This window comes from Plantibacter sp. CFBP 13570, assembly GCF_014841395.1.
Classification (GTDB): Bacteria; Actinomycetota; Actinomycetes; order Actinomycetales; family Microbacteriaceae; genus Plantibacter; species Plantibacter auratus.
In genome coordinates, this window is sequence record NZ_JACYTW010000010.1 from 44,939 (window position 1) to 71,395 (window position 26,457).

26 protein-coding genes are annotated in these 26,457 nt (G+C 64.6%); 9 read left to right on the forward strand and 17 right to left on the reverse strand.

Going from position 1 to position 26,457, the window contains the following annotated elements:
• Window positions 1-6 precede the first annotated feature (6 nt).
• Together IFT89_RS05645 and IFT89_RS05650 are read left to right on the forward strand one after the other, a co-directional pair.
• On the forward strand, window positions 7-1,494 hold the full coding sequence (locus IFT89_RS05645; RefSeq protein ID WP_202938458.1) for a family 43 glycosylhydrolase: 1,488 nt from the start codon (window positions 7-9) through the stop codon (window positions 1,492-1,494).
• A 256-nt stretch (window positions 1,495-1,750) separates the two neighbouring features.
• Window positions 1,751-3,040: a glycoside hydrolase family 43 protein gene (locus IFT89_RS05650; protein WP_202938459.1), complete on the forward strand. Its 1,290-nt coding sequence runs from the start codon at window positions 1,751-1,753 to the stop codon at window positions 3,038-3,040.
• A gap of 119 nt (window positions 3,041-3,159) precedes the next feature.
• Here IFT89_RS05650 and IFT89_RS05655 read toward each other — a convergent pair whose 3' ends face one another.
• From IFT89_RS05655 to IFT89_RS05680, 6 genes are read right to left on the reverse strand one after another with little or no spacing between them, the layout of a single operon-like run.
• Window positions 3,160-3,381: a hypothetical protein gene (locus tag IFT89_RS05655; RefSeq protein WP_137243667.1), complete on the reverse strand. Its 222-nt coding sequence runs from the start codon at window positions 3,379-3,381 to the stop codon at window positions 3,160-3,162.
• A 44-nt stretch (window positions 3,382-3,425) separates the two neighbouring features.
• Window positions 3,426-4,259 (reverse strand): M56 family metallopeptidase, encoded by an 834-nt coding sequence (locus IFT89_RS05660; protein WP_137243666.1) that lies wholly within the window; start codon window positions 4,257-4,259, stop codon window positions 3,426-3,428.
• Window positions 4,260-4,262: 3 nt separating this feature from the next.
• Window positions 4,263-4,682, reverse strand: a complete 420-nt coding sequence (locus tag IFT89_RS05665) for a BlaI/MecI/CopY family transcriptional regulator (protein ID WP_191941604.1) — start codon at window positions 4,680-4,682, stop codon at window positions 4,263-4,265.
• Window positions 4,683-4,730: 48 nt separating this feature from the next.
• Window positions 4,731-7,019 (reverse strand): heavy metal translocating P-type ATPase, encoded by a 2,289-nt coding sequence (locus IFT89_RS05670; RefSeq protein ID WP_275068422.1) that lies wholly within the window; start codon window positions 7,017-7,019, stop codon window positions 4,731-4,733.
• Window positions 7,016-9,067 (reverse strand): cytochrome c oxidase assembly protein, encoded by a 2,052-nt coding sequence (locus IFT89_RS20715; RefSeq protein WP_137243664.1) that lies wholly within the window; start codon window positions 9,065-9,067, stop codon window positions 7,016-7,018. The genes IFT89_RS05670 and IFT89_RS20715 overlap by 4 nt, the downstream gene beginning before the upstream one ends.
• A 9-nt stretch (window positions 9,068-9,076) precedes the next feature.
• Window positions 9,077-9,301: a heavy-metal-associated domain-containing protein gene (locus IFT89_RS05680; protein WP_124769866.1), complete on the reverse strand. Its 225-nt coding sequence runs from the start codon at window positions 9,299-9,301 to the stop codon at window positions 9,077-9,079.
• 174 nt (window positions 9,302-9,475) lie between these two features.
• On the opposite strand from IFT89_RS05680, the gene IFT89_RS05685 reads away from it, so the two are divergent.
• From IFT89_RS05685 to IFT89_RS05705, 6 genes are all read left to right on the forward strand, one after another.
• Window positions 9,476-10,960: a PepSY-associated TM helix domain-containing protein gene (locus IFT89_RS05685; RefSeq protein WP_137243663.1), complete on the forward strand. Its 1,485-nt coding sequence runs from the start codon at window positions 9,476-9,478 to the stop codon at window positions 10,958-10,960.
• Between the two features lie 104 nt (window positions 10,961-11,064).
• A complete protein-coding gene (locus tag IFT89_RS05690) occupies window positions 11,065-11,646 on the forward strand; it encodes a DUF5134 domain-containing protein (RefSeq protein ID WP_137243662.1) in 582 nt (193 codons plus the stop codon).
• 58 nt (window positions 11,647-11,704) lie between these two features.
• Window positions 11,705-12,553 (forward strand): SDR family oxidoreductase, encoded by an 849-nt coding sequence (locus tag IFT89_RS05695; RefSeq protein ID WP_244650611.1) that lies wholly within the window; start codon window positions 11,705-11,707, stop codon window positions 12,551-12,553.
• A 351-nt stretch (window positions 12,554-12,904) separates the two neighbouring features.
• A complete protein-coding gene (locus tag IFT89_RS20155) occupies window positions 12,905-13,993 on the forward strand; it encodes an ABC transporter substrate-binding protein (protein ID WP_137243660.1) in 1,089 nt (362 codons plus the stop codon).
• Window positions 13,968-15,047, forward strand: coding sequence for a FecCD family ABC transporter permease (locus tag IFT89_RS05700; RefSeq protein ID WP_240044063.1), 1,080 nt, complete (start codon window positions 13,968-13,970; stop codon window positions 15,045-15,047). Before IFT89_RS20155 ends, IFT89_RS05700 begins: the two co-directional genes overlap by 26 nt.
• Entirely contained in the window at window positions 15,044-15,808 is a 765-nt protein-coding gene (locus tag IFT89_RS05705) for an ABC transporter ATP-binding protein (protein WP_124769860.1), read from the forward strand. Before IFT89_RS05700 ends, IFT89_RS05705 begins: the two co-directional genes overlap by 4 nt.
• Before the next feature lie 28 nt (window positions 15,809-15,836).
• Here IFT89_RS05705 and IFT89_RS05710 read toward each other — a convergent pair whose 3' ends face one another.
• The 3 genes from IFT89_RS05710 to IFT89_RS05720 all read right to left on the reverse strand — a co-directional run bounded on the left by IFT89_RS05710 (window position 15,837) and on the right by IFT89_RS05720 (window position 20,089).
• Complete coding sequence (locus tag IFT89_RS05710) at window positions 15,837-18,413, reverse strand: ATP-binding cassette domain-containing protein (RefSeq protein ID WP_244650612.1); 2,577 nt, start codon at window positions 18,411-18,413, stop codon at window positions 15,837-15,839.
• Window positions 18,414-18,471: 58 nt separating this feature from the next.
• On the reverse strand, window positions 18,472-19,077 hold the full coding sequence (locus tag IFT89_RS05715) for a TetR/AcrR family transcriptional regulator (RefSeq protein WP_137243658.1): 606 nt from the start codon (window positions 19,075-19,077) through the stop codon (window positions 18,472-18,474).
• 163 nt (window positions 19,078-19,240) lie between these two features.
• Window positions 19,241-20,089 carry an SDR family oxidoreductase gene (locus IFT89_RS05720; protein ID WP_202938460.1) on the reverse strand — a complete coding sequence of 283 codons (849 nt, stop codon included), beginning with the start codon at window positions 20,087-20,089 and terminating at the stop codon, window positions 19,241-19,243.
• 65 nt (window positions 20,090-20,154) lie between these two features.
• Between IFT89_RS05720 and IFT89_RS05725 the strand changes: the two genes are divergently transcribed.
• Window positions 20,155-20,574 carry a winged helix-turn-helix transcriptional regulator gene (locus IFT89_RS05725; RefSeq protein ID WP_202938461.1) on the forward strand — a complete coding sequence of 140 codons (420 nt, stop codon included), beginning with the start codon at window positions 20,155-20,157 and terminating at the stop codon, window positions 20,572-20,574.
• 33 nt (window positions 20,575-20,607) lie between these two features.
• Here the strand turns inward: IFT89_RS05725 and IFT89_RS05730 are convergent, their stop codons facing one another.
• The 8 genes from IFT89_RS05730 to IFT89_RS05765 form a co-directional block, all read right to left on the reverse strand.
• Window positions 20,608-21,753, reverse strand: coding sequence for a MalY/PatB family protein (locus IFT89_RS05730; RefSeq protein WP_244650613.1), 1,146 nt, complete (start codon window positions 21,751-21,753; stop codon window positions 20,608-20,610).
• Window positions 21,754-21,955: 202 nt separating this feature from the next.
• Window positions 21,956-22,273 (reverse strand): hypothetical protein, encoded by a 318-nt coding sequence (locus IFT89_RS05735; RefSeq protein WP_137243650.1) that lies wholly within the window; start codon window positions 22,271-22,273, stop codon window positions 21,956-21,958.
• A 60-nt stretch (window positions 22,274-22,333) separates the two neighbouring features.
• The gene (locus IFT89_RS05740; protein ID WP_202938463.1) at window positions 22,334-22,987 is read right to left on the reverse strand and encodes a DJ-1/PfpI family protein; all 654 of its coding nucleotides are present in this window, start codon (window positions 22,985-22,987) and stop codon (window positions 22,334-22,336) included.
• Complete coding sequence (locus IFT89_RS05745) at window positions 22,984-23,382, reverse strand: hypothetical protein (protein WP_202938464.1); 399 nt, start codon at window positions 23,380-23,382, stop codon at window positions 22,984-22,986. Before IFT89_RS05745 ends, IFT89_RS05740 begins: the two co-directional genes overlap by 4 nt.
• Entirely contained in the window at window positions 23,379-23,882 is a 504-nt protein-coding gene (locus IFT89_RS05750) for a hypothetical protein (protein ID WP_192019667.1), read from the reverse strand. The genes IFT89_RS05745 and IFT89_RS05750 overlap by 4 nt, the downstream gene beginning before the upstream one ends.
• Before the next feature lie 43 nt (window positions 23,883-23,925).
• On the reverse strand, window positions 23,926-24,354 hold the full coding sequence (locus IFT89_RS05755; protein ID WP_202938465.1) for a MarR family winged helix-turn-helix transcriptional regulator: 429 nt from the start codon (window positions 24,352-24,354) through the stop codon (window positions 23,926-23,928).
• 74 nt (window positions 24,355-24,428) lie between these two features.
• The gene (locus IFT89_RS05760) at window positions 24,429-25,193 is read right to left on the reverse strand and encodes a FadR/GntR family transcriptional regulator (RefSeq protein WP_202938466.1); all 765 of its coding nucleotides are present in this window, start codon (window positions 25,191-25,193) and stop codon (window positions 24,429-24,431) included.
• Complete coding sequence (locus IFT89_RS05765; protein WP_137243646.1) at window positions 25,186-26,376, reverse strand: mandelate racemase/muconate lactonizing enzyme family protein; 1,191 nt, start codon at window positions 26,374-26,376, stop codon at window positions 25,186-25,188. Before IFT89_RS05765 ends, IFT89_RS05760 begins: the two co-directional genes overlap by 8 nt.
• Between the last annotated feature and the right edge of the window lie 81 nt (window positions 26,377-26,457).

A 26,457-nucleotide genomic window follows, 5' to 3' on the forward strand; every position in this document is an offset into this window, starting at 1 on the left:
CACCCCGTGAACATCACCCCTCTCGCCCAAGCGACCTCCTCACTCTCGCGTCGAACCTTGCTGATCGGAGCCGCAGGGCTGACGGCGGGACTGGCGCTACCCGCACTCGGCGTTGCCGGCGCCGCCCTGGCGGCGCCCGCGCTTCTCCCGCTCGGTGCACAGAACCCGCTGATCCGGCAACGGGCCGATCCGCACATCAACCGGCATCCCGACGGTCGCTACCTCTTCACCGCATCGGTCCCCGAGTACGACCGGATCGTCCTTCGGGCCGCGCCATCCCTGGCCGGGCTCGCCACCGCGACTGAGCGCACGCTCTGGGTCCGGCCGCCGAGCGGGACGATGGGTGGGTACATCTGGGCACCGGAGATCCATCAGGTCGGCGGACGATGGTACATCTACTTCGCGGCCGGCGATGCCGGCGAACCCTTCCGCGTCCGCCCGTACGTGCTCCAGGCAGATGGCCCCGATCCCATGACCGCCAACTGGACGGTACGGGGACGGATCGTCACCCAGTTCGACACGTTCTCTCTCGACGCCACGACCTTCTCGCACAACGGCCGCCAGTACCTCGTGTGGGCTCAGGGGGAACCCGGCATCGATGCCGGGAGCAACCTCTACATCTCGGAGATGTCCGACCCGTCGACCCTCACCGGACCCCAGACCCGCATCTCGGTTCCGACGGCATCATGGGAGACCCGCGGGTTCAAAGTTAACGAAGGCCCGTCGGTCATCATCCGCAACGACCGTGTCTTCATCAGCTTCTCTGCGAGCGCAACCGACGCGAACTACTGCCTCGGGTTGCTGACGGCCAACGCCTCAGCCGATCTGCTCTCGGCGAACTCATGGGTCAAGTCGTCAGGACCGGTGTTCGTGTCGAACGATGCCACGAGCCAGTACGGACCCGGTCACAACTGCTTCACGACCGCGCCGGACGGGCGTGGTGGGGAGATCGACGTGCTGGTCTACCACGCGCGTGAGTACCGGGACATCCCGGGAGATCCGCTGTTCGACCCGAACCGCCACGCGAGGGTGCAGCGCCTGTACTGGAACGCCGACGGCACCCCGGATTTCGGCATCCCCGTCGCCGCCGGAATCCTGCCCTCGCGCCTGCGGTCTCACAACTTCCCTGACCGTTTCGTCCGTCACGCCAACTACGTCGGTCGCCTCGACGCCGCGCCCAAACCCAGTGTCGACTCCTGGTTCCGCGTCGTCGAGGGCCTCGCCGGAGGAAACTCGCTCGAGTCGGCGAATTTCCCCGGCCACTACCTGCTCGCAGGACCGTCCGGCATCACATTGGCCAGATCCAACAACACACCGACGTTCGCGGCCGCGGCATCGTTCACGATTCGTGCAGGGCTTGCGGACGCCGCCAAGACGTCCTTCGAGTCCATCGCCACACCCGGAACCTACCTTCGGCACCGCGACTATCGCCTGTACGTGGAGCGGGTGAGCGGCACGGTCGGTGCGGCCGATGCGACGTTCGCCATCGACTGATCAGGAGCGTCGGAACGCGACGCGCTCTCGACCCGACACCGCTCGATCACGCAACTCCTTGGAAGGAACCAGCATGCTCCCACTTCACACTCCGGACGTTCGGCGACAGCGTCAGCGCACCGGACATCTGCCGACCAGGCTGCGCCGAGGATCCCTCCTCGCGCTCGCCAGCAGCGTCGCGATACTTGCTGGGCTCGTGACAGCCGGAACCCCGGTATCCCCGGCAGCAGCTGCGGACGCCGATGCGGCCTACGTCATGACCTACTTCCGGGAGAGCCTTGACGGCACCGGGAACTCCAACAACGTCCATCTGGCCGTGAGTCTCGATGGCAGGCAGTGGCAGGCACTCAACGACAACCGGCCGATCCTCGACCCGACGGCCGGTACGGGCGGAATTCGCGACCCGTTCATCCATCGACTGCAGGACGGCACCTGGGTGCTCCTCGCGACAGATCTCGAGGTCGGTGTGCCCTTCGGCCAAGCGAATCCCAACCTGCATGTCTGGACATCACCCGACCTCGTCACCTGGTCGGGCGATCGGCTGCTGAGCGTGAACTCGGCAAACCCCGGGTCATACACCTGGGCGCCGGCGGTCCATTGGGACCCCGTTCGTCAGCAATATGGGATCACCTACTCCGCCTCGCCGGCAGGTGGGCCAGAAGGCGTCATCATGGTCTCCTACACCACCGATTTCCGGACGGCGTCACCGGCTGTCCGCTTCTTCGACAACGGTGGACGGGGCGGTGTGATCGACTCCGACGTCGTGACGGGTGTTGGGGGCCAGAACTACCTCTACTATCGAGGGCCGAATCCCGACGCAGGCCTCATGGGAGCGAGGTCATCGACGCTCGAGCCGGGCAGTTTCCGTCAATATTCGGAGGCCCCGAACCTCCCCGGATGTGCTGAGGCTCCGACACTGGTGCGGTCGTTGACCGACCCTGGTTCCTGGACGTTGTGGGGTGACAACTATTGCCCCAACAGCACGTTCGTCAACTGGCAGGGCGACATCACGACTGGAACATGGAACGCCGTCAGCAGTGCCGACTTCACCGCACCGCTCGGGTCGAAGCACAACAGCATCAAGCCGATCACCCGTGCCGACTATGATCGCTTGCTCGGACGCTTCGGCGGATCGCAGAGCGAGCGACTGAAGTCGTTCAACTACCCCGGCTCGTACGTCAGGCATGCGGGTCTGAGAGCCCGTATCGATGCGGTTCCGTTCGACCCTCAGGCTGACTCGCAATGGCGCATCGTCGCTGGATTGTCGGACCCCTCGGCGGTCTCGTTGGAGTCCGTGAACTACCCGGGGCATTTCCTCCGTCACTCCGGATTCAAGCTGGTGCTGGCGCCGAACGACGGGACAGCCGCCTACCGCGCAGACGCAACCTTCACGAGAGTCCCGGGGCTTGCCGACGCTGGATGGGACTCCTTCAGGTCGGTGAACTACCCGGATCGCTACATCCGTCACATCAACGGTCAACTGGAGCTCACGCGGATCTCGACGGTGCTTGATCGAGCGGATGCCACATTCGACGTCGTCTACTGATCGCCAGTTTCCCCGTCGGAGTAATCTCCGACCACTCAGCGCGGCCCGCTCGGGAGCTCGACGGGTCGCGCCGAGGAGTCTGGTGACCTCTGAGACGACTCGAGGATGGGATCCGCACCTCAGTGGTCCCGCCTCCTGAGCCGCGCCAGACATCGGCGAAGTGATTCGGCGTATCCCGAGATCTCCTCGACGAACGTGGGGTCCGGCACGTCATCGTTCCTCGGAGGCGATCCCAACCCGATGAGGATGATGAGTCCAGAAAGGGCGATGAGCTGAGTGAGAACCAGGAGTATGGAGATACGGCTTCCCTCCCTGTCCGACGCGCGGTGGATGCCGAACAACTTCTACATATTGTAGAGGATGGCGGAGACTGCGATCAGGACGCTCAACCGCCCGCAACCATGAGCCGACGGCCAGCGGCACTCAGTCGCTTCGCCGGCAACTGGAGGAGCCGCTCGGATCTCACGGCCGTTCCGGCACTTCCGCTCAGCTCCGCAACGCATGCGAGAGCAGCGGCTACCTGATCGCTCCCGCAGACGCGAGCCGCGCTGTCGTCTGCGATGAGTTCAATCAGCAGGTTGGTGGAACGCTTGAACTGTGTCGCGCCGCGGACGGTCGGGAGACAGGCTGAGTTCAGTAGCGCGAGGCGCTTGGCGAATGCATGCCGATGTCTGACATGAGCGCGCTCGTGTTCGATGACGGCCCGCAGCTCCCAAGGGGTGAGTGCATACTCCAGGCGCGACGAGACGATCACCTCCGGCCGACGTCCCGGTGTCGTGCACGCGACCGGCAGGGAGGAGTCGATGTACCTCACGGTGAGGTTGCCGACGTGTTCCACGCGCGCGAAGCCTGATCCAAGCAATTCCGAGAACGATGCCTCGGCCTCACGATCAAGCTCGAAGAGCGGCTCCGCTCTCGCGAAGACCAGCGCGATCAATCCGCCGACAGTCCCTAGCGCCAGCCATGCAGCAAGGACGATGACCGTCGGCTCCAGGACATTGGTCCGACCGTCGGGTACAGCGGTGTGGACTCCGACAGCAAGAACGACCGCGACGACCATGCTGATGAGAGCTGCCGCTATGCCGTTGAGGAATGCGCCATGCCAGAGCAACAGTGCCGTCCGTGGAAATCGAAGTCGCCACATTCCCCGTGTGAGGACGAGCGGAGCCATGACGATCGTGAGAGCGGCATAGCCCAACAGGGCGAGAACGAGGAACATCGCTCAGGTCTGACGGCGTGAGCGGCGTGCTTTGGCGTCGAGCGCTGACCGGAGGAGCTCCACGTCGTCGTCATCGAGGTCTCCAGCGAAGTGCACCAGCGCAGCGGATCGATCGCCGACCCCGGTCAAGGCACTCAGCATGGCGTCTGCGGCGTACCCGGATTCACTGGTGCTCGCGGCGAAGCGGTTCCCTTTCGGCCCGTCCGCCTCTCGTAGGACACTCCCCTTCAACCGCAGCCGTTCGAGCACGGTCAGCAGTGTGGTGATCGCAGGCTGCTTCTCGGGGAAACGTTCCTGGATCTCGCGCACGCGCAGCGCCTCGTCACTCTCCCAGAGGATCCTGAGCACCGTGTTCTCCAGCTCGCCGCGCCCTCGTAGACGTTCTCCCGCCATGAGTCCTCCGTCGCTCGTTCGCCAAGTCATTCTATATTTCTCAAAGCGGCCCGTCCGGTATGGGGCGGGCCACATCCGTCAGATCACACCAGCTCCGGCAGCGTTCTGCTGACCATGAGCGGACGGTGCGACCCCCCGCTCCGGCCTGGTCGGGGGAGTCGGCTGGTAATTCCGCAGCCGCAGACTGTTCGAGATGACCAGGATCGACGAGACGCTCATTGCGGCCGCGGCGATCAGTGGGTTGAGCAGACCAGCTGCCGCGATGGGGATAGCCGCCAGGTTGTAGCCGAACGCCCAGATGAGGTTGCCCTTGATGGTGCTCAGTGTCTTCCGGGACAGCTGGACCGCATCGACGACGACACCGAGATCATCGCGCACGAGGATGATGTCCGCCGACTTCATCGCCACGTCGGTGCCTTCAACCATGGCGAGGCCGAGATCTGCGGTGGCGAGCGCCGCTGCGTCGTTGATTCCATCACCCACCATCGCGACGACGTGTCCCTCTTCTTGGAGTCGACTGATGGTCGCCGCCTTCTCAGTCGGGAGGACCTCGGCGATCACCTCGTCGACACCTACCAGCGCGCCGACCCGCTCCGTCGCGGTCGTCGCGTCTCCACTGAGGAGGATGGTTCGGAGTCCGAGGTTCCGGAGTCGATCGATTGTCGGTCGAGCGGAGCGCTTGATCTCATCCGTCAGCACGAATCGTGCAGCAGTAGTGCCGTCGATGACGACGTACACGGCTGTGTGTTCCGGGTCTCCGATCGGCAGGTCATCGAGACTCGCTCCGTGTGCGCGTACGAGCTTCTCGCTCCCGACAAGGACCTCCTTGTCGTTGACGCTCCCGCGGGCACCCAGCCCTGCGAGCGTCTCATAGTCGGTGACGTCGAGATGATGAGCGCCGAGTCCATCGGCGTACTCCACCAGCGCTTTCGCGATCGCATGCTCCGATGCGGATTCGACGGACCGCGCCATGGCGAGAACCTCGCGTTCCATGTGAGAGCCTGCGATCACGGCGCCGGCAACACGCATCTGGCCCGTCGTCACCGTTCCGGTCTTGTCGAAGACGACGGTGTCGATTCGCCCACTTGCTTCCAGTGCGTCCTGTCCCTTGATGAGGATTCCGATCTGGGCCCCTCGACCGACGCCGACCATGAGCGCGGTGGGGGTTGCGAGGCCGAGAGCGCACGGACAAGCGATGATGAGGACCGCAATGGCCGTGCCGAAGGCGTCTCGAGGTGCTGCTCCGAACGCAAGCCACGCGAATCCGACGACGAGTGACAGTGAGATGACCGCTGGAACGAACACGGTGATGATCCGGTCGACGAGTTTCTGTACTCGGGCTTTTCGTTCCTGGGCCTGTTCAGCCAGCGACGCCATCTGTGCCAGCTGCGTGTTGGTTCCCACGGAGGTCGCTTCCACTGTCAGTCGGCCAGAGGTGTTGATCGTGCCGCCGACGACGGGGGATCCCTGGACGACCTCTATCGGAACCGGCTCGCCAGTCATCATGCTGGCATCGACGACACCGGAACCGGCGACGACGGTGCCGTCCGCGGCGATCGTCTCGCCGGCGAGGACGATGATCGTGTCGCCCTTGCGGAGCTCGATGGTCGGGATGACGTGTTCCACGCCAGATCTCAGCACTCTCGCCTCCGTGGCGGCCAAGTTGCCGAGTGCTGAGAGGACGTCGCCCGCCCGTCGGCGCGAACGCGTCTCGAAGTATCGACCCGCGAGTTGGAAGGTCGTCATGCCTGCCGCAACGTCCAAGTAGATCGAGTCCGCCCCGGCCGGGGTCATCCCGAATCCGAGCCAATAGCCTGGCTCGTCCGATCCGCCGATGAGGAGAGTCGTCACCGCCCATCCGAAGGAGGCGACGATGCCGAGCGATACCAAGGTGTCCATGCTCACGGTGCCATGGCGCAGATTTCTGATCGTGGCACGGTGGAACGGCAATGCGCACCAGAAGACGATGGGCAAGGCCAGCAAGATGCAGACGAGTTCCCACAGGGGAAATCTCAGATCGGGGACGAGGGCCAGGATGATGGTCAGGTCGCAGAGGGGGATGGTGAGTATCGCGGAGAGTGTGAGGCGCCGTCTCAGGGAGGCGATCCGGTCCGCCGTGGCACGGCGGTTCCAGTCGTCATCGCCCTCAGTGCGGACCACCGCACCGTAGCCGGCCTTGGTGATGGCTTCGAGTGCACGTTCGGACTCCGCCGGCGTGAGTCCGGCGACCACGGCTCGTTCGGTCGCGTAATTCACCGAGGCGGTCACGCCGTCCAACTTGTTGAGGCTTCGTTCGACTCGGCCGGCGCACGCGGCACAGGTCATTCCGCTGACGTTCAGTTCGAGGTAGTCGTCGCTGAAGTTCACGATCCAGTGTCCTTTCGTTGAGCGGATGCCGTCGGCTGCTGGGGCTGGAGCCGACCCCGGTCGGCGAGGTGTTTCAGCATGTCGTTGTACGCGTCGAAGTCCTCGTCCACCCCGGAATCGAGGTGTCGATCCTTGCGTTTCGCTTCTCGGTCATCTTGACGCGCCCATTGCAGGCACAGTGCGATCACCACGATGAGCAACGGGATTTCTCCCGCAGCCCAGGCGATGCCCCCGCCGAGGTGCTGGTCGGCGAGCAAGTCGTCGTGCCACGGAGCCCTCATGTAGGCGTAGAAGTTTCCGGCGATCAGCGTGGTGCTCGTCATCACGATCACTCCGAAGAACGCGTGGAACGGCATCGCTGCGAGGACGAACCCGAGTTTGCCGAGGTGCGGCAACGGCCGCGGGGGGCGATCCACGCCGATGATCAGCGAGTAGAAGAGGTACCCGGAGACCAGGAAGTGGATGTTCATGAGTTGATGCGACCAGTGGAAGCGCATAGCCTCCTCGAACAACGGCGACAGATACAACGCGTAGTACGACCCGACGAATACCAGGAACACGAGTATCGGATTGAACACCAATCGGGCGATCGGGCTGCCGATGATGTCGATCAACCATTCATGTGGTCCAGCCACGTCTCGTCGCTTGGCGGGCGGCGTAGCCCGAAGGAGGAGGGTGACCACGCCGCCCATCGCGAGGAGGACTGGGCCGAACATGTTCAGACCCATGTGCACCATCATGTGGATGCTGAACGACGGGCCGGAATAGGATCCGAATCCGGAGGACGTCGCGAAAACGATGACGGCCCAACCGAGGACCCAGGCCACGGTGCGGCCGACCGGCCATGCGTCCCCGCGGCGGCGGAGCCTGATGACGGCACCGAGGTACAGGATGACCGCCACAGCACCGACGACGGCGAACAAGATGTTGCCTCTCCATTCGCCGAAGAGGATGGCAAGCGTCGGGGTCTTCAGCATCTCGAAGCCGAACAGCACTTCCATGGCGCTGACGGGCATGAAGTACTGGGGCGGGGGGATTCTCGTCATCGCGACGGTGACGCCGATGTAGACGGCGGCCGTCAGGGCAAGCGGCCAGAGGTGCCTGAGGGCGACCGCCCTCGACGCGTCCGGGGAGGAAGCATCCAGAAGCCGAGCAATGAGTGCTGACGCGAGCGCTGCGACGAGCAGGAGGACGAGGAGCCGGACGGCGATCAGTCCTGCTGTCGGTGTGAGGGCGAATCTCAGCAACACGGTCTTGAAGAGGAGCAAACCGATCTCCACCGCGAACGCGACGGCCCAGGTGCCTCGGAGTAGGACTCGGGCGCGCCGCAGCGTCCGTGGCGGGAGCCCGAAGCCTCTCGCCGTGACGAGGATGAGTACGATCGGCACACCGATCACGATCCCGGCTGCCGGCACGCCGAAGGTTGCGAGATCACTGCCGAAGTCATGGCCGGGCCCGACCAGGACCTGATGAACCAGGACTGGACTGATCAAGGCGAGGACCGCCACGGCCGCTAAGACGAGTGTGGTCGTCCAGGATCGCGTCCACCACGCGCCGCAGAAGATGATGAAAGCCGCGACGGTGACGAGGATCCAGGCTTTCGGGAGATCCATCGCGCTCACGAGGTAGGGCAGGCCGCCGGGAGACAGCACGCGCTCGAGCGTCACCCCGTTCGCATCCGCTGCGTCGAAGACGACCAGCCCACCTCCGGCGAGCGTCCAGACGAGTGCGCTCACCCGAACGACGGAGAGCTCGGCAATGTTCTCGACAACGGTTCGTTCTCGCCCGCTTCGGACCTGCAGGAACGCCACGTACACGAGCGCACTCACGCAGAGGATGCCCGCCCACTCGGCGATCAGCCGAAGGACACCGGTCCCAAGAGACACGGTTGGCCCCGGGTCGCCTCTGCTGAGGTCGACGTAACTCGAATCACCGACCGCCAGGATCACCCCGATCACGATGAGCGCCGACAGTGCCACCGCAGCGGTCAAAGGACGCCGAAGCGCCTGCACATGGCTCGGTCGCTCCCGCGCTGCGATGTCGTTCACAGAGGCGCCTCAGCTTGAGGCGAGGCCGTTGAAGGTGTAGCCGACGCCTTCGATGGCGTTCCGGATGGCGGCTTCGCTGAGCGGCGCGGTCGATGACACCTGCACGGATCCGGATTCGAGGTGGACGTCCACCGCGTGGACTGTGGAGATCTCGGAGAGCTCTTCGGTCACGGACGCGACGCAATGCTCGCACGTCATACCTGATACCGAGTAGGTGGTCGTGATGTCGGACATGAGGTACCTCTCTCAGTCGATGGAGGGCAGCTGCCCTCGTCTACTCTACAAGCAGTAGTACGCGCGTATGTCATCCCGCCTGTCCGATGTTCCGTTGCCACGGAGGGTCGCCGCATGTGCTCTACTATTTGTAGAGCACATGCGAAAGCACGCTCTCGGTTTCCGCAGATCCTCATGGAACTCGGTGACTCCACGCGCCCGAAGGAGAAGGTATTGACCAGGTTGCACGACCGCCAGGACGCACGCGGCGCTGATGCGGGCCCTCCGGCGGGGCTGCCCCGCCGGCGCAGCTGGTTTCCGTCCTTTCTCCTCCGCCTGCATTTCTACGCCGCCATCTTCGTGGGGCCGTTCATCCTCGTCGCTGCGGGCAGTGGGGCTCTGTATGCGTTGACGCCTCAGTTGGAGCAGATGGTCTACGCCCAGCAGCTGCATGCGCCGGTGCGTGGTCACACCGTGCCACTCGCCGAGCAGATTGCTGCCTCGGAGGCGTTTGTCGGTGGGTCAGAGACCATCGTCGCAGTGCGGCCGGCACCTCGCCCGGGTGACACCACCCGCGTGATGTACGCGGACGGCCGTCTCGGGGAGAGTGAGACGAGAGCGATCTTCGTCGATCCTTCGACCGCGGAGATCCGCGGGGACCTCACCGCCTATGGGACGAGTGGCGCTCTCCCGATCCGCACATGGATCGATCAGTTGCATCGCAATCTCCACCTGGGCGATGCGGGACGACTGTACAGCGAGCTCGCCGCATCCTGGCTTGGCATCATCGCCCTGGCAGGCCTCGGGCTGTGGATAGCGCGTATACGGAGGAGTCGCTCCAAAAGAGACTTCCTCCGCCCCAATCGTTCGGCGCGCGGATATCGCCGCATCTTCTCGTGGCATGCATCCACCGGAGTGTGGCTACTCATCGGCGCTCTGTTCCTCTCGGCCACGGGTATCTCGTGGTCGCAATGGGGTGGGGGGAACTTCAGCACGCTTCGTCAAGCGTTCGATTGGTCGACTCCGTCAGTACAGACGGACCTCTCCGGCGGTTCATCCCCAAGCGGAGAACACGCTGGGCATGGCGGGGGAGGTGCGTCCGACGGCGGTACTCCGGCTCCTGCACCCTCTCCCGGGGATTTCGAGCGAGCACTGGCTGTCGCCCGAGGCGTCAACGTCAACACGGGGTTGGTGGAGATCAGGCCCCCCGCAGAGGCAGGCTCGGCGTGGGTGGTCCAGGAGATTCAACGCAGCTTTCCGACGGAAGTAGACGCGGTCGCCATCGACGGTGCGACGATGCGAGTGACGGACCGCACGGATTTCTCGGAATTCCCACTGGCGGCGAAGCTCACGCGCTGGGGCATCGACACCCACATGGGATCGATGTTCGGGCTCCCCAATCAACTGGCGTTGTTCGTGCTCGCGGCCGGGATCATGGCAATGGTCATCTTCGGGTACCTGATGTGGTGGAAGCGCCGTCCAACGGGCGGCGGGCGCCTCGTCGGGAAGCCGCCGGCCTCACAGGTGCTTGCACGCGCACCCTGGTGGGGGGTGCTGGCGATCCTGGCCGGGGGGCTGGTGATCGGGCTGTTCCTTCCGCTGCTCGGTCTGAGTCTCGCCGCCTTCGTCGTCACGGACGTGCTGGTCGGGGAATTCCAACGACGTGCGACGCGAGCGTGATGGTTTCAGGAACACCTCGACCCCAAGCTGCCACCTCCCCCAGCATCTGCTCGACGTTCGCCGTATCCACGTTCTGAAGGGACACCGTGCCGTACCCAACCCCCGTGGCGATCATCATGACCGTCCTGTTCTTCGTCACCGGCGTCGGCTACCTCATCCGTGCCGCGCGAGATCGCGACCCAGTAGGGCGGCTCAGCGACATCTTCCACGTGGTCATGAGCTTCTCCATGCTCGCGATGCCATGGTCCTGGGGTATGGCCGTTTTTCCTCCGGTCATCCAGATCATCGTCTTCTCGTTGGCCACCCTGTTCTATCTGGTGCTGCTCTTCGGCACTCCCGCTCCGGCTCGTCACACGGACCCGGATTCGCCCATCTCGAGTCATCATCACGCTGGCTGGGCCAGGGTCGGGTTCCATGCGTTCATGATGGGAGCGATGGTCGTCATGGGCGTCCTGATGAACGGCATGTCCCACGACGAGGGGCACATGGATCCGCCGCAGGGCCTCATGTGGACGGCCGAGAACGTCATCAGTGTGTCGTTCATGGTCGCCTTCGGTGTGTCGACGATCTGGTACCTCGCGAGTTTCATCCGCCTACGACGGGCTCCCTCTGTCGTTCGTCTGAACCTCTCCCTCATGGCGCTCATGGCGATCGGTATGTGCCTCGGCTTCTGGCCGGTGTGGTGAACCTGCCGACGTCGCTTGTCGACCAATGCGCGAGTGTCAGAGGAAGTGGGTGAGGCCGATGAGTAGTCCGTCGCTGAGGTACATCGTGCACGGTGCAACAGGGGCGCAAGGAGCACCCGTCGTGACCGCGCTCACCGCTGCCGGCTTCAACGCGATCGGGGCTATCCGAGATGTCACTCGCATCGGAGGCCCGGCCATGGTCGTAGATCTGTCGTCCACCGAAGCTCTGATACGGGCCTATCGCGGTTCGGGTGGCGTCTTCATCCACCTCCCTGAGGGACGACCGGAGGACCATCGCGCGCAGATGATGGCGGTCAGCCGAGCCATTCGCGTCGCTCGACCCAGGCGCGTCGTCATGTCCACGAGCGGGCACGCAATTGGCCCCGGCTCCGGTTCGGCCATCGCCATCCTGCATCATGAGCTGCAGGCCATCGGTGTCCCGTTCGCCGTCGTCGAGCCGCAGATCTCGCTTGAGAACCTGCTGGCGCCGCAGATCTTCGACGCAGCGCTTCGCGAGGGGGTGCTCCGGCTCCCGATGCACCGTGACGTAAGGCTCCGCTGGAGCTCGCACCTCGATGTCGCGGACACCGTCACCCAGCTCTTCCACCAGCACGTCGGCGGGCGCGTATTGGTCGGTGCCTCTCCGGGGCTGTCTGGTCCCGACATCGCGGCTGGTTTCAGTCGCTACTTCGAACGTGAGATCGCCTACGAGGCCATCTCGCAGGACGCGTTCCTTGAGCTCAGTGCGTTCGCCGACGGGGGCGCGGTGTCCGGCCAGTCTGTCGTCGACCGCCTGCACCGTGCTCAGGTTCAGAGTCGGGCGACCGACGGTTCAGTGTCCGCTGTGAGCCTGTTGGGCCTGCGGCCTCGAGCGGTGCACGAATGGCTCGGGGACCTCGGTATCTGAGTGCCGGCGTGGACGTGTCTTCGAACCTGGCCGGGGTCATCGTCCCTGATGCGCACCACCTTGAGGGAGGAGGCCGACCCGTGTGTCTCCGTGACGAGCGGAAGGGCCGGCCTCCGATTGGATGGGACGCTCCTCAGGTGACGACATCGCATCCGAGCTGATTCTACAACATGTAGAACAAACCCGCGAGCTCCATGGATCGTTGCTCTACATGATGTAGAGTAGCGTCGTGAATCATGCACTCGTGCTCGACCTTGGCGTTATACGGGTGTTCTCCACGCTCTGGGTCCTTCCGTCGATCAGTGGTTGGGCCATCCACGCACTCGTGTCCTGTGAAAGGCGATCTCGCTCATGAACTCTCCCCGTCAACGACGCACCGCGCTCGCGGTCGGAGCGGCATTCCTCCTGGCGGCACTGGCTGGTTGCTCTGCGCAAGCTGCAGCACCCGAGGCTGCTCTTACCGACGGAACGAAATTGACCGGGGGAGCGACCAGCTATCCCTTCACGATCGACAACTGCGGATACGAGCAGACGTTCGAGAAAGCTCCTGAGCGGGTCGTGCTCCTCAACGGCGCTTCGGTCAGCGAAGTCGAGTCGATGGTCATGCTGGGGCTGAGCGATGCTGTGCTCGCCAATGCGCAGAACTACGGCATGTCGGACAGTCCCGAACTCGTCGAGCAGATCGACGCACTGCCGACAGCGAATCTCGACATGGGGAGTTTCGACATCCCGTCGGAACATCTCCTGGCGCTCAAACCAGACCTGGTGATATCGACCTGGTCTGGAGGTTTCGACGCGGATGCCGGGCAGGCAACGCGGGAGGAACTCGCAGGTCTCGGTATCGAGTCCATTGTGAATCCTGCCAACTGTGCCATGGGGAAGGATGATGCGACTGACGCCGAACGAGAGACGTTCGCCTCTGCCACGATCGAGTCGTCCTTCGACTTCTTGAACCTTGTCGGCAACGTGTTCGACGTGCAGGCCGCGGCACAGGCACTCGTCGATGAGCAACGTCAACAGATCGAAGCCGTCTCACTGGCCGTGGACGGAGCGGACCGACCGACCGGGCTCATCGTGTTCCCAGGGATGTCGATGATGAGTGCGAACGGACTTCCGGCGGTCATGGCCGGCGGTATTTTCGACGATGTGCTCGAGCGAGCCGGAGTCACGAGTACCTTCGCCAACGCGGACACCGACCTGACCGAGAACATCACTGAAGAGCAGTTGGCGGCAGCCGATGTGCAGCTGCTCGTCGTCGGTGGATTCATGCCGGGGGAGGACCTCGACGCCGCGGCCGCAAAGATCTTTGCCGCGTACCCCCAGTGGGAGGCTTCACGGACCAACAACTACGTCAAGGTCTCCGACGGGGTGTACGTCGGCCCTACGAACGCCGCAGCCATCGACAAGATCGCCCGTGCCGCACATCCCGACGCGTTCTAGAACGGTGCCGGCGGCCAGTGCCGCGCATCGTTCGGGGGGAAATGCGCCACTCGCATGGTGGTTGGCGGCGACGGTCTGCGTGACCGTTGTGGTGGCGCTGCTCGCGATCGGTTTCGGTAGCGTCAACATCTCCGCAGACCGGGTCATCGCCGTGTTGTGTGCGAACCTCACCCGTCGAGCGGCAGGGCTCGATCCGCTCGACCAGCAGATCGTCTGGGAGCTGCGAGTCCCCCGGGTTCTCATGGCCGCCGTCGTGGGCGCCAGCCTCGCACTGGCCGGTGCCGCACTCCAAGGGTTGCTCCGAAATCCGCTCGCAGATCCATATATCGTCGGTGTGTCGTCCGGGGCCTCGTTGGGGGCAGTGTTGGTCATGTCCTTCGGCTCCGGCGCGCTGTTCGGACTCAGCACACCGGCGGCGGCCTTCATCGGTGCGCTGGTTCTCCTGCTCCTCGTCTTCGCGTTCGCTCAGCGGTCCGGTTCGTTCACGGACATCCGTTTGGTGCTGTCGGGAGTGGCGTTGGGATACGTCGCGATGGCCGGAACCAGCTTTGCGCAGTTGCAGGCCGAGCCTGGACAGGTTCGGGGCATCCTCTTCTGGATGATGGGGAGCGTAGCAGGGGCTCGTTGGGAAACGCTCGCCTTGCCCACTGTCGCTCTGCTCGGAGCTGGTGCTTGGCTGCTCATTCAAGCGCGCGGGTTGAATGCGCTTGCTCTCGGAGACGATGACGCCGTCGCCGTGGGAGTCGATCTCCGTCGATTCCGACTCGGACTGCTGCTTGTCGCTGCGCTCTTGACCGCCGTCACGGTGGCTGTCGCAGGCGGCGTCGGGTTCGTCGGCTTGATCGTCCCTCACGCGGTTCGAATGCTGGTCGGAGCGGACCATCGGCGGCTGCTGCCCGTCTCCGCGCTGTCCGGCGCAGTCTTCCTGGTCCTCGTCGATCTCGTCGCGCGGACCATTGGCAGCCCGAACGAGTATCCACTCACGATCTTCACGGCTTTGGTCGGCGGGCCCTTCTTCCTCTGGTTGATGCGTTCGCCGGAGGGGCGGTCATGAAGCTCTCCATCGATGAGCTCCAGGTGAGCGTGGGAGGACGGCCGTTCATCGAGCAGCTCTCGCTGGATATCGAGCCGGGCGCGTTCGTCGCGATCGTCGGACCGAATGGTTCAGGGAAATCGACGCTGCTTCGCGCCCTGTATCGTGCGCTGAAGCCTGACACGGGGCAGATCATCATCGGCACAACAGACGTGTGGGAGGCGTCACCCCGGGAAGCTGCGAAGTTGCGGGCCGTGGTCACGCAACACCAGACGAACAACGACGGTCTCCGCGTGAGTGACATCGTCGCCACAGGACGTCATGTGCACCAGCCGTGGTTTCGTGGTGAGTCGGTCCGAGATCGCGATGTGATCGAGTCTGCTTTGCAGCGCTGCAGAGCCGCTCACCTCTCGGATCGCCGCTACAGCACGTTGTCGGGCGGTGAGCGCCAGCGGGTACTCCTGGCTCGTGCCCTTGCACAGGACGCGCCTGTCCTCCTACTGGATGAGCCGACGAACCACCTCGATGTCACTGCGCAGCACGAGCTGCTCGAGCTCCTGGCTGCGGTGGAGCTCACCCGCATCATCGTGTTGCATGACCTGGATCACGCCGTCTCCCACGCCGACCGCATCATCGTCATGAAGGACGGTCGTGTCCACGCCGATGGTCCGCCGGCTCAGACGCTGACCCCGTCGCTGACCAACGACGTCTTCCACGTCGATTCGCGCATCATCGACCACCCCATCACCGGGCGCCCCCATATCGTCACCGCGTCGCCATGACCTGCCCGGCCCGAATCCGTTCTTCCCGTCAGCCGACAGTCCGCTCACCAGTGATCTTCAGGGCAGGTCCCAGGTATCGGCCTGTGACGCTTTCCGGGTTGCGGCAGACCTCCTCAGGAGTGCCGGTCGCCACGACCCTGCCTCCCTCGACACCTCCACCCGGCCCCATGTCGATCACGTAGTCGGCGTTCGAGATCACGTCCAGGTCGTGTTCGATGACGATCACCGTCGCGCCGGTGGCCAGCAATCGATCCAGGACGCCGAGGAGGACCGAGATATCGCGAGGATGCAGGCCGACAGATGGTTCGTCGAAGATGAAGAGCGTGCCTCGATGCTTCCGACCGAGCTCGGTTGCAAGCTTCAGCCGCTGAGCCTCGCCCCCGGACAGTGCCGGTGTGTCCTCGCCCAGCGTGAGATAACCGAGGCCGAGAGAGCTGAGCGTCTGGAGCCGCTGAGCGATGCGAGGACGGTCGGCCAAGATGTCTCCAGCGTCCTCGACCGTGCTGGCGAGGAGCTCCGGCAGACTTCGGTCACCCCGACTGGTGGTGATCCTGACGCTGTCCGCGTCCGGCCCGTACCGGGTTCCGACACACGTCGGACAGGGGATCTCGACATCCGGAAGGAACTGGACGTCGAGTACGACCTGCCCCGTACCCTCGCATCGGGAACACCGGAGGGACCCGGTGTTGTACGAGAAGTCACCCGCGCCCAGTCCTCGAGCCCGCGCGACATCGGTGGCGGCGAAGAGTCTGCGTAACTCGTCGAGGATGCCACTGTAGGTCGCGACCGTCGACCGGACGTTGGTGCCGATCGGAGTCGCGTCGACCACCTCGGCGCTCGAGAGGCCTGCAGCACTCAAGCTCTGGACGTGGGCGGGTATCTTCGTGCCGTCCCGGCTTGCATTGATGGCCGCTGCCAGGCTGTCGAGCACCAACGTGGTCTTGCCCGAGCCGGACATGCCGGTGACCGCGATGAGTCGCCCCTTCGGGATCGCGACCTCGAGTGCATGGACCGTGTGGACGGGCGTCGTTGCGACCTGGATCGTGCCCATCGAGAACATCTCATCGGCTGTGGCGCGCTTCCGGCCGATGACGTCCTCATCCCCGACCAGGTAGCCCCCGATCAGTGAATTCGGATGTGCGCCGATCTGCGCGACGGTTCCCTGAGCGAGCACCGTCCCGCCGTTTCCGCCTGAACCGGGACCGATCTCGATCACCCAATCGGCTTCGCGGAGCACCTGCACGTCATGGTCGACGAGGATGACCGAGTTCCCATCGTCCAGTAGGTCGCGCATCACCCCGACCAGACCGTCGATGTTCGCCGGGTGGAGCCCGATGGACGGCTCGTCCAGGACATACAGGACTCCAGTCGTCTGGTTACGGACAGCTCGAGCGAGTTGCACCCGCTGGCGCTCGCCGGTGGAAAGGGTCGAGCTCGCCCGGTCGAGGGTGAGATACCCGAGACCAAGCTCGAGGAGACGCGTGCCCATCTCGGCGAATTGTTCGGCGATCAGCCTCGCCATCGGGCGAAGCTCGGATGAGACGAGGCTCGGGATCGTGGCCATCCAGTCCATGACGGCGCTGAGGTCCTTGCTGGTCGCGGCGGCCAGGTTGATTCCGTCGACCTCGCTACCGAGAGCGTCGTTCGACAGTCGGCTCCCGTGGCATGACCAGCACTCCTGCGCTGTGATGAACCGATTGACTCGTGCCAGCCCCGTTTCGCTCGTTGCCTTGTCCATTGCTTCGCGGACCGCGAGTCGGGCATTGCGGTAGGTGAAGTTCAGGTCGAAGAGCTTCCCGGATTTCGAGGGCACTCGGATCTCGCGCTTGACCGAGGCCCCATCGAGGACAATGCTCCGTTCCGCGTCGGTGAGGTCGTGGTACGGCACATCGATGCGTACTCCGAGTTCAGCAGCGACCTGCGGCATCACGGACAGACCGAACATCCCCCAGGGTGCGACGGCGCCTTCGCTGATCGATTTCGTCGGATCAGGCACAAGCGCCGCGTCGTCGATGTCGCGGACGAATCCCGTCCCGGTGCACACCGAGCACGCACCGTCTGAATTGAAGGCGAGGGACTCGGCACCGGGGGGATAGAACGTCGCTCCACAGATTGGGCATTGGAGATCCAGGTTCGCAGCGACATCGATCGTCGGGGCGAGACGGTGTCCATTGGGACAGAGGTGCGACCCAAGCCGCGAGAACGCGACTCTCAAAACGTTCAGCAGCTCTGTGGACGTGCCGAACGTCGATCGTACGCTGGGCACACCCGGCCGTTGACGCAGTGCGAGCGCAGCCGGCACGTAGGTGACCGAGTCGACCGTGGCACGGGCAGCGTGCGTCATGCGTCGGCGGGTGTAGGTGGAGAGTGCTTCCACGTATCGGCGTGATCCTTCCGCGTAGACCACGCCGAGCGCCAGGGAGGATTTTCCAGAGCCGGAAACCCCCGCGACTGCGACGAGCTGATTCAACGGGATGTCCACATCGACGTTCTTCAGATTGTGCACGCGGGCGCCGCGCACCAAGATCGCCGTTGGCCGAGTCTTTGACATAGTCGCCTCCTGATTACGTGGATATGAAGTCTCGTTCGTCGTTCTCGGTCTCATGCCAGCTGATCGACCCATGCCCGGCCACCAGTGCACCCGGCTCGGGGCGAACGATCGCTCAGCCCGCTGCGGAGGCCATCTGAGGTCCGTCGCGGAGGTAGGTGCCGATGTGCGTCTCCAACACCGCACGCACATTCAGACCTGGTTCTCGCAGCGCCCGGAGCTGGAGCCCGTGGACCAGTGAGATCAGCGACTCGACCGCTGCGTCCATATCGGCCCCTGATCGAAGTTGGCCCTCGTCGTGGCATTGCTTGAAGCCCAGGCGCGAGCACTCGCGGAGGGCGTCGGTGTAGGCGTTCGACGCCTGCTGAGCGTTGTTCGCCGACGACCCAGGTTCGCTGGTGCGCGTGAGGTAGAGATGCGCCAGGTGGGGGTCTCGCAGGCTGCAGTCCAAGAGATCCGACAGACAGAGCAGCTTGGCTCTCCCCGAGACCCGATCGCATGCTGCACACTCGAGAATTTCGGCCATATGGCGGTCCAGGATGGCTTCCAGCAGATCGCCTACTCCGGCGAAATGATGGAGCACTCCGGCCTCGCTCAAACCTGCCTGGGCGGCCGTCTTTCGGAGGAGGCCGGTCGAACCTTCTCCAGCCCGACACACTGTCAGCCCCGCCGCAACGATGTCGCGTCGACGATGTTCCGTTTTCCGGTATGTTCCGCGCATCATGTCACCGGACCGATTCCGTGCGTATCACGAGGTCTCGGTTGTCGTGCTTCCGTGTACTGCAGGACAACGTCCATAGGTCCATTCACTCACTGTAGCCGTGCCCCGAACCTCCAGCGCTGCGGCGGAGACGGTCGTCCGCTCCGCCGCAGTGTCTCTGGGATCAGGCGCCGATGTCGCGCAGCCAGTGCTCGACGGAGCGTGGTGCGAGGCCGAGAAGCGCCTGAGCGCTACGCGTCTCGTCGATGAGTTCGTCGTCGAGGGTGGCACGCCAGCGGTAGGAGTCGACGACGGGCGCGATGCCGTCTGCGCCGAAGATGGGGATGATCATCTCGCCGAACTCGTCTGGTGTCTGAGCGTGGAAGCGCACCTCGCGACCGAAGTGGTTGGAGAACGCCTTGGCGAGGTCGGGTCCGGAGAGTCCCGGGAGGGCGCCGACGGTGACGACGCCCGTCACGGAGGGGTCTTCGAAGAGGCGGAGGGCGACCTCGGCAATGTCGAGGTGCGAGCTCCACGAGACGAGGAAATCCTCCCGGATCGGGTACGGGAGGATCCCCTCCTCGCGGGTAGCGGTGATGACGGGCGGCAGGAGCAAGTTCTCGAGATACAGGCGCGGGGCGATGACGGCAGTCGGAACGCCGCTTGCCTCTAGACGACGCACGAGCACACCGTGCGCGCTGTCGTCCTCGTTGTTGTTGCCGCCGAGAGTATAGCCGCTGGTGGAGAAGACGACCCGACCGGGGCGTGCCCGATCGACCGCGGTGGCTATGGTGGTCGCCTGCTCGAGTTGCTGGGCGGGGGAACCGAGCGGGAGGTGGACGAACACGCCGTCCGCACCGGTGTAAGCGTCCACAAGGGAGTCGAGGTCGGCGGTGTCGACGGCGACCGCCGGCCCGGCGGTGTAGGCGGCGGTATTGCGGACGGCTGCGGTGACGTGGTGGCCGGAACGGGTGAGTGCGGCGGCGACGGGGGCACCCTGTGCACCGGTCGCTCCGTGGATGAGGTAGGTCATGTGACTATTAGTGCATATGATGCACTGGTTACCTCAAGTTCACTAACGGAGATGGGTCGAAACTCATGTCATTCTCTGCGGAAGCCTGGCCGGAATGCGGGATCGCGCGGTTCCTGACCCTGCTGGATGGCCCGTGGGCGACGCTCATCGTCCGTGAACTGCTCGGTGGTCCACTTCGCTTCGGTGATCTGAAGGCGGCACTCCCAGGCATCAGCGCCCATACCCTGACGAATCGCCTGCGCCGCTTCGAGACGTACGGGATCGTGACACGGACGGCGTATGGGGAGCTCCCGCCGCGGGTCGAGTACGAACTGACCGGGGTCGGCCGCGGTCTGCAGTCGGTCCTCGACGCGATGAACGCCTGGGCGGCCACTGTTCCGGCTGTCGACGCCGACGCTGACGATGTCGGTGCCGTGCCGCTTCCGGCTTCCTGTGTCGGCGATGGCCCCGGGGCCCGGAAGACGGACCGCAGCGTGGGGCAGTGAGCCGGGCCGGCCGGCCCGTGCATACTTGTCGAGTCAGTCCCTCGCCCTGGCAGCGTCGCCCATCCGCCGCAGCGCGAGCTCGAGAATGAGGGGATTGGTCGCAAAGTTCAGCCGGACGTGACCGTGGCCACCCGTGCCGAAGACGTGACCTGAGCTCAGGGCGACCCTTGCATGGTCGAGGAAGAATTGCGCCGGGCCCTCGAGCTCAGCAACGGTTGCGCGCTGGCCCAGGTGAGGCTCTTCCTCGAAGCCGAGCTTCGAGCAGTCGATCCACGCGAGATACGATCCCTCCGGTCGTCGCAACCTCGCTTGAGGCAGGTGGCGTGCAACGAGCTCCTCGAGCAGGTGTCGATTCTCGGAGAGTCCGGACAGCAGGCTGTCCAGCCACGTTCCTCCGTCCTGGAATGCTGCAGCATGGCCGATGACCGCGAGATGGCTCACACCGTGGCTGACTTCCTCTGGGAGCCGCGCGAGATCGGCGAGGCTCTCGTGTCCTGCGACGAGGAGAGCGGCTTTGAGTCCCGCGAGGTTCCAAGCTTTGGAGGCGGAGGCCAACGACATGCCGTTTTCGGAACCGGGAACGGACAGATACGGCACGAACTCGACTCCATCAAGCGCGAGCGGCGCATGTATCTCGTCGGAGATCACACGGATGCCATGGCGACGCGCGAGTGTTGCCACCATCCCCAGCTCCTCCCGCGAGTGGACGGTGCCCGTGGGGTTATGTGGATTGCACAGCAGGAAAGTGGGGGACGGGCACCGTCGCGCTGCTTCTGCGAAGGCGACCTCCAAGGCGGACGGATCCAACCGGCCCTCACCCGACAGCGGAGCCTCGAGGATCAAGCGATTCTCGTGCTCCACGAACGCGTAGAACGGGGCGTACACGGGAGGCGTCACGACGACGACGTCCCCAGGTCCTGTCAGGAGACGCAGCGCCTCCACGATTCCCAGCATCACGTCCGGGACGATGGCCGTTTGCTCCAGCTCGAGTCCCGCCCAGGACCAGCGATGGGCGGCGAACTGCTGGAACGCCGAGGCGTATCCGATGCCGGTCGCGTAGCCGGTGTCGCCACGCTCGAGGGCGGACCGAACCGCATCTCTCACCGGCGCTGCGAGAGGGACGTCCATCTCCGCCACCCAGAGTGGGAGAACGTCTGCGGGGTGCGTTCGCCACTTCATACTGGTTCGTGTGCGTAGCTCGTCCAACGCGAGCTGCCCCAACGGATTCATAGCGAGTGACACGCGATCTCCCATCCAGTTTCGGCCGTTCTGCGATCAGCCGATGCGATGGAACTCACGGTAGTGGTCCTCGGCTTCATGTTGTCCGACGCAGCGCGCTGGCCTCCCCTGCGATGCACACCCATCGGAGGGGAGGCCGCTGTCACGGAACTCTGCGAACGCCGGTCACCGTGCTGCGCGGGAGCCGTCCGGCGCGCGAATCGCCAGTCATCCGGTCGCCGTCGATGGTCACGTCGAACGCGAGCTCCAACCGCACGGGTGTGGTGATCGTCTGCGTCCACATCACGTGGTCCTCCTGCGCGTCGGTGGCGACTCGCAGATCGCGAAGCGGGACGTCCTCGGTCCTGCTGGCGGCGAAGCCTGACAAGACGCCCTGTTCGTCCTGGAACGTCATCACGGCGTTCAGGGTGCCGATCGGTGTGCGAATGGCGAGGTCCCAGGTGCCGATGATCCGATGCATGACGGTGTCCTTCGATATGAGCCTGTCGGCTGGGTGGGCTGAACCAGCGGCGGGGCTGATTCAGAGCGGAAGGGCGTCGAGTCCTCTGGCTGACCACACGGTTCCGCGCCGCTCGTACTCGAACAGTTGCTCGACGGCGTGCGCGATCCGCGGGCCGAATTCGCGTTCCAGCAGATAGAGCCCTAGATCCAGACCGGATGTGACTCCACCGGCACTGACCAGGTCCCCGTCGTCGACGACCCGCGCTCGCACCACCGTGGTGCCGGTGGCCTCGAGGACGTCGTTCCCCAACGTATGGGGCACCGCGGTCCGCCCCGCCAGGAGGCCTGCCATGCCAAGCGCCAAACCGCCTCCGCAGATTGTGGCGACCAGGGTGTCCGGTGATGCGAACGCGCGGCCCATGAGCGCCCGCAAGCGGCTCGAACCAAGCTCAGCGAGGATGACCGGAATCGTCCTCACGAAATCGGGGTCGCCGACGGTGGGGCCGGCAGCGCCCGGCACGATCACGATGCCAGGAGCCTCCGGCTCCAACACATGGGTTGCGGTGAGCTCCAAATTCCGCGTTCCGCTCACGACCGGACCGATGCGGTCGAGTGCCACCAGCCTGACGTCAAGGGTTCCTCCGAGAGCGTCCGAGCCGGCGCAGAGCACTTCGACGGGGGCGATCACATCGAGTGGGTCGAATCCCTCGAAGAGGATGATCTGAGCGATCATGAGGTGCCTTTCGCGTTGAACTTGTCGCTGTCGCTGTCGCTGTCGCTGTCGCTGTCGCTGTCGCTGTCGCTGTCGCCTCGCGTCGCGGAGGACTTGGGCGTGTGTGGAGGGGACGCCGAAGTGCATCGTCGTCGCTCTTGCCGGACGTTGATCAAGGTGAATACTCCACCGAGCAGCGGGACGAGGGCCAAGAGCCGGGTGCGGAGTAGGAGTCCACGCCCGAGCAACGCCGTGACTGCGACGGTCAGGTACAACGCGCCGTGGACCGGTCCGAGTACCGAAGCGAGGCCAGCCACATGTACGGTGAGGAGGTTCCCGAAGAGGACCGCGATGCTGCCGAGCTCGAGGACGGACAGCGCTTCAAGAGTGCGCAGGATTCGTGGCGACGCGCTCACGACGACGCGCCGGGACGCACGATCATGAGGATGACAACCACTGCCCACAGCAGGTTGAACATCCCGGTTAAGGGTCGTAGCGATCGCAATCGTGATCCGTCGTCCGGTTGGGACAGCGCTTCTTGCTGCATCGGGGTGATCCGGAGTGCGAGCAGGGCCCCCGCGACGGCGGTCAGGACCATCGCGAGGAGGATCCAGATCTCCGTGAGCCTGCCCTGCACCGCGGCGAGGATCAGGCCGAGTACTGGGACGACGAGTGCGATTCGGCCGTAGGCCCGCGTGATTCGTGCCAGGAGTCTGGCGACGGCGATGCTTCGGTCCGAGGCGACCACGGTGGGACCGATAGCGCGGTCTCGGCCGTGGAGGTGTTCATCGATGTCGCCTGCCGGTGCCGAACCGCTGATCGGAGCGAACCGGGGAAACAGACTGGCGGTCACCGCAACCGGGCCGATGAACAGAATGCCCGCGAGCACGTGCGCGGCGAGAAGGATGGATTCCATACCTTCAGCCTAGCTGAAGGTATCAGTCAGACTGAAGCTTTCCTTACTCACGCAGTTTAGGGGACTGCATCATCTGCAGCATGTGCTCAGCGAGCGCCGCGCGCAGAGCAGGGTGACTCGTCTCGAAATCGGCGTCCAGGCGAGCGACTACCCCGGCCGCTTCGGCGAGGATCCGGTGCCCCGCCGGTGTGATCTCGAGCTGTGCCGCTGAGCCGGCGCGGCCGGTGGAATCGGCGACGATGCCATCGGCTACGAAGCCACCGACGGCGACATGTGTGCTCTGGACGGTGATCCTCGATCGTCGCGCGAGATCGCTGAACGAGATGCCAGGGGTGCTACGGATGTGTCCGAGCAAGGCATACTTGCGCGTCGTGAGGCCCAGCGGCTTCAGCGCTGAGGTCAGAGAGTCCTCCCAGATTCTGGACAGGGCGAGGAGGGTGACCGTCGGGCTGAACGGCGGCATCTCAGACATGGAGCACAGACTACCCGTGGAGCGGAGGCCGGGTGCTGAGGCCAGAGCCGAGAATCTTGTCCGTGCTGAAGCCGTCAGGGCCTCCGTGAAGTCGGGGGTCGACGTCGACCCCATGACTCCAGAATGTGGTGGCGCATCGCGCGCTCTGCCTGATCGGCATCGCCAGCTCGGATCGCTTCCAGCACGATGCTGTGCTCGTCTCGAGATGCCTCGAACGCTTCACGAGTGCCGTTCAACGTGAACCGAGCGGTGTCTCGTGCCCGGGTGTACAGGGTGCGGTTGATGCTTTCGGCCAGCGGAATGTTCGACGCTGCCATGACGGCCATGTGGAACATCATGTCCGCATCGCCGAACCCCTGTTCATCGTCCATGGAGTCGGACATCAACTGAATCGCGTGCTCCATCGCCTCCAGCTCGGTGGCGGACCGGCGGACGGCCGTGGCAGCAGCCATGGCACCTTCAAGCGAGCTGCGAACGACCGCGAGTTGATCGAGCACGCCGAGCGAGTCGTCATGTTCGAGCATGACCTCGAGGACGACCGGGTCCAAGACGTTCCACGACTCCTGGGAGCGGACTGTCGTGCCGCTGCCCTGGACGACGCTGACAAGCCCCTTCTCCTCGACCCGCTTGATCGACTCACGGATGACGGTCCGGCTGACTCCGAAGTGCGCCGTGAGCTCCGCCTCGATGGGCAACATGGACCCCTCGGCGACCTCGCCGGTGACGATCGCGGTGACGAGGTCGTGCACGACGGCGACTCCGAGACGAGTAGCGGGCACCTTCGCCGCAGCGTCCGCGAAGATCGCATGCTTGGCGAATCGGGTGGCGGGCTCACTCATCCACTGCAGTATAGGTGATGCCCTGTAGCTCATCACCCGGCCCACCCGCCGGAGTCATCGACAGACCTGCGCGCTTCGGACGGACATGCGGTCCGGCGCTCTGCCGCCAGTCTCCCTGTGCGCTCGTCAGAGCGATCAGGTCCTCGTCCACGGTGATGCCGCCGCCCGGAGTGTCCCCGAGAACGATCCCACCGTCGCTGTACGTCTGGTCGATCGTCACGGCGAACGGGGCGTGCAGATCCTGGACTTCGGCCGTCAGGTGATTTGGAACCGCGGCGGCGGCATGTGCAACGGCCGGATTGCTCGTGAGGCCCACGGGGCTGATGGGGAGGTCTCTCGAATGAGCGGCGACGGCCAGCCGGAGGAAGTTCGTCACACCCCAGACGGCTCCGGTTTGGACGATGTCGACTGAGCCGTGGTCGAACAGGGGCCGATACAGTTCCAACCCCGTGAGGTTCTCACCGGTGGCGACACCCGCACGCACCTGCTGCGACAGGCGATGGTGGCCGGAAGCGTCCCAGCGTCGCAGCGGCTCCTCGATCCAGGTGAGGTCCAGATGCTCCTCGATCTCTGACACGTATCGCACACCCTGCTTCAGATTCCACGATTCGTTCGCATCCAGCATGAGCGCCGGCCGATCGGTGTTCACACTGAGGGTGTCGGCGATCAACAGCAACCGGCGAAGGTCGGCGTTGACGTCACGGCCACCCTTGAGTTTGCCTGCGGTGTAACCCCGCTCGGCCATCGTCGTGTAGAAGGAGACCAGCTCCTCGTCCGTCAGCGCGATGTCGAGGCCGGATGCGTATCCGGGCACGAAACGGTCGTCGGCTCCGAGCAGTCTCCAGAGTGGTTCGCCCGCGAGCTTCGCCTTCAAATCCCAGAGCGCGGCATCGAGTATGGCGATACCGCCGAAGGTCGTCCCCCCATGCCCGGCCTTGAAGGCATGGCTCAGCATCGCGTCATAGAGACTGGTCACAGCCCTCGGATCGCGGCCTTCGAGTGCAGGGAAGAGGAGCTCGACCGCGTGGTCAGAGCCCATTCCGATGCCTTCGACACCGGCGTCGGTCTCGAGGATGACGATCGCGACGTCGGTGATACCCGAAGCGATGAACCCGTTGACGTCGCCCACGGGCCGTCCCCAGTCGCGATGGGTATGGATGGTGCGGTAGCCGGTGATCTTCATGATGCTCTTCCCGAGAGGTCGATGGCGTTGCGGTTCGGCTGCGTCGTCGCTGCCTTGCGTGCTGGAGGTTTCATCCGATGT

Coding starts and splice junctions, on each gene's coding strand:
- IFT89_RS05650 (WP_202938459.1), top strand. CDS start 1,751: ATGACCTACTTCCGGGAGAGCCTTGACGGCACCGGGAACTCCAACAAC.
- IFT89_RS05660 (WP_137243666.1), bottom strand. CDS start 4,259: ATGTTCCTCGTTCTCGCCCTGTTGGGCTATGCCGCTCTCACGATCGTC.
- IFT89_RS05665 (WP_191941604.1), bottom strand. CDS start 4,682: ATGACTTGGCGAACGAGCGACGGAGGACTCATGGCGGGAGAACGTCTA.
- IFT89_RS05680 (WP_124769866.1), bottom strand. CDS start 9,301: ATGTCCGACATCACGACCACCTACTCGGTATCAGGTATGACGTGCGAG.
- IFT89_RS05685 (WP_137243663.1), top strand. CDS start 9,476: ATGGAACTCGGTGACTCCACGCGCCCGAAGGAGAAGGTATTGACCAGG.
- IFT89_RS05695 (WP_244650611.1), top strand. CDS start 11,705: ATGAGTAGTCCGTCGCTGAGGTACATCGTGCACGGTGCAACAGGGGCG.
- IFT89_RS20155 (WP_137243660.1), top strand. CDS start 12,905: ATGAACTCTCCCCGTCAACGACGCACCGCGCTCGCGGTCGGAGCGGCA.
- IFT89_RS05705 (WP_124769860.1), top strand. CDS start 15,044: ATGAAGCTCTCCATCGATGAGCTCCAGGTGAGCGTGGGAGGACGGCCG.
- IFT89_RS05710 (WP_244650612.1), bottom strand. CDS start 18,413: ATGAGACCGAGAACGACGAACGAGACTTCATATCCACGTAATCAGGAG.
- IFT89_RS05715 (WP_137243658.1), bottom strand. CDS start 19,077: ATGCGCGGAACATACCGGAAAACGGAACATCGTCGACGCGACATCGTT.
- IFT89_RS05720 (WP_202938460.1), bottom strand. CDS start 20,089: ATGACCTACCTCATCCACGGAGCGACCGGTGCACAGGGTGCCCCCGTC.
- IFT89_RS05725 (WP_202938461.1), top strand. CDS start 20,155: ATGTCATTCTCTGCGGAAGCCTGGCCGGAATGCGGGATCGCGCGGTTC.
- IFT89_RS05730 (WP_244650613.1), bottom strand. CDS start 21,753: ATGAAGTGGCGAACGCACCCCGCAGACGTTCTCCCACTCTGGGTGGCG.
- IFT89_RS05735 (WP_137243650.1), bottom strand. CDS start 22,273: ATGCATCGGATCATCGGCACCTGGGACCTCGCCATTCGCACACCGATC.
- IFT89_RS05740 (WP_202938463.1), bottom strand. CDS start 22,987: ATGATCGCTCAGATCATCCTCTTCGAGGGATTCGACCCACTCGATGTG.
- IFT89_RS05750 (WP_192019667.1), bottom strand. CDS start 23,882: ATGGAATCCATCCTTCTCGCCGCGCACGTGCTCGCGGGCATTCTGTTC.
- IFT89_RS05755 (WP_202938465.1), bottom strand. CDS start 24,354: ATGTCTGAGATGCCGCCGTTCAGCCCGACGGTCACCCTCCTCGCCCTG.
- IFT89_RS05760 (WP_202938466.1), bottom strand. CDS start 25,193: ATGAGTGAGCCCGCCACCCGATTCGCCAAGCATGCGATCTTCGCGGAC.
- IFT89_RS05765 (WP_137243646.1), bottom strand. CDS start 26,376: ATGAAGATCACCGGCTACCGCACCATCCATACCCATCGCGACTGGGGA.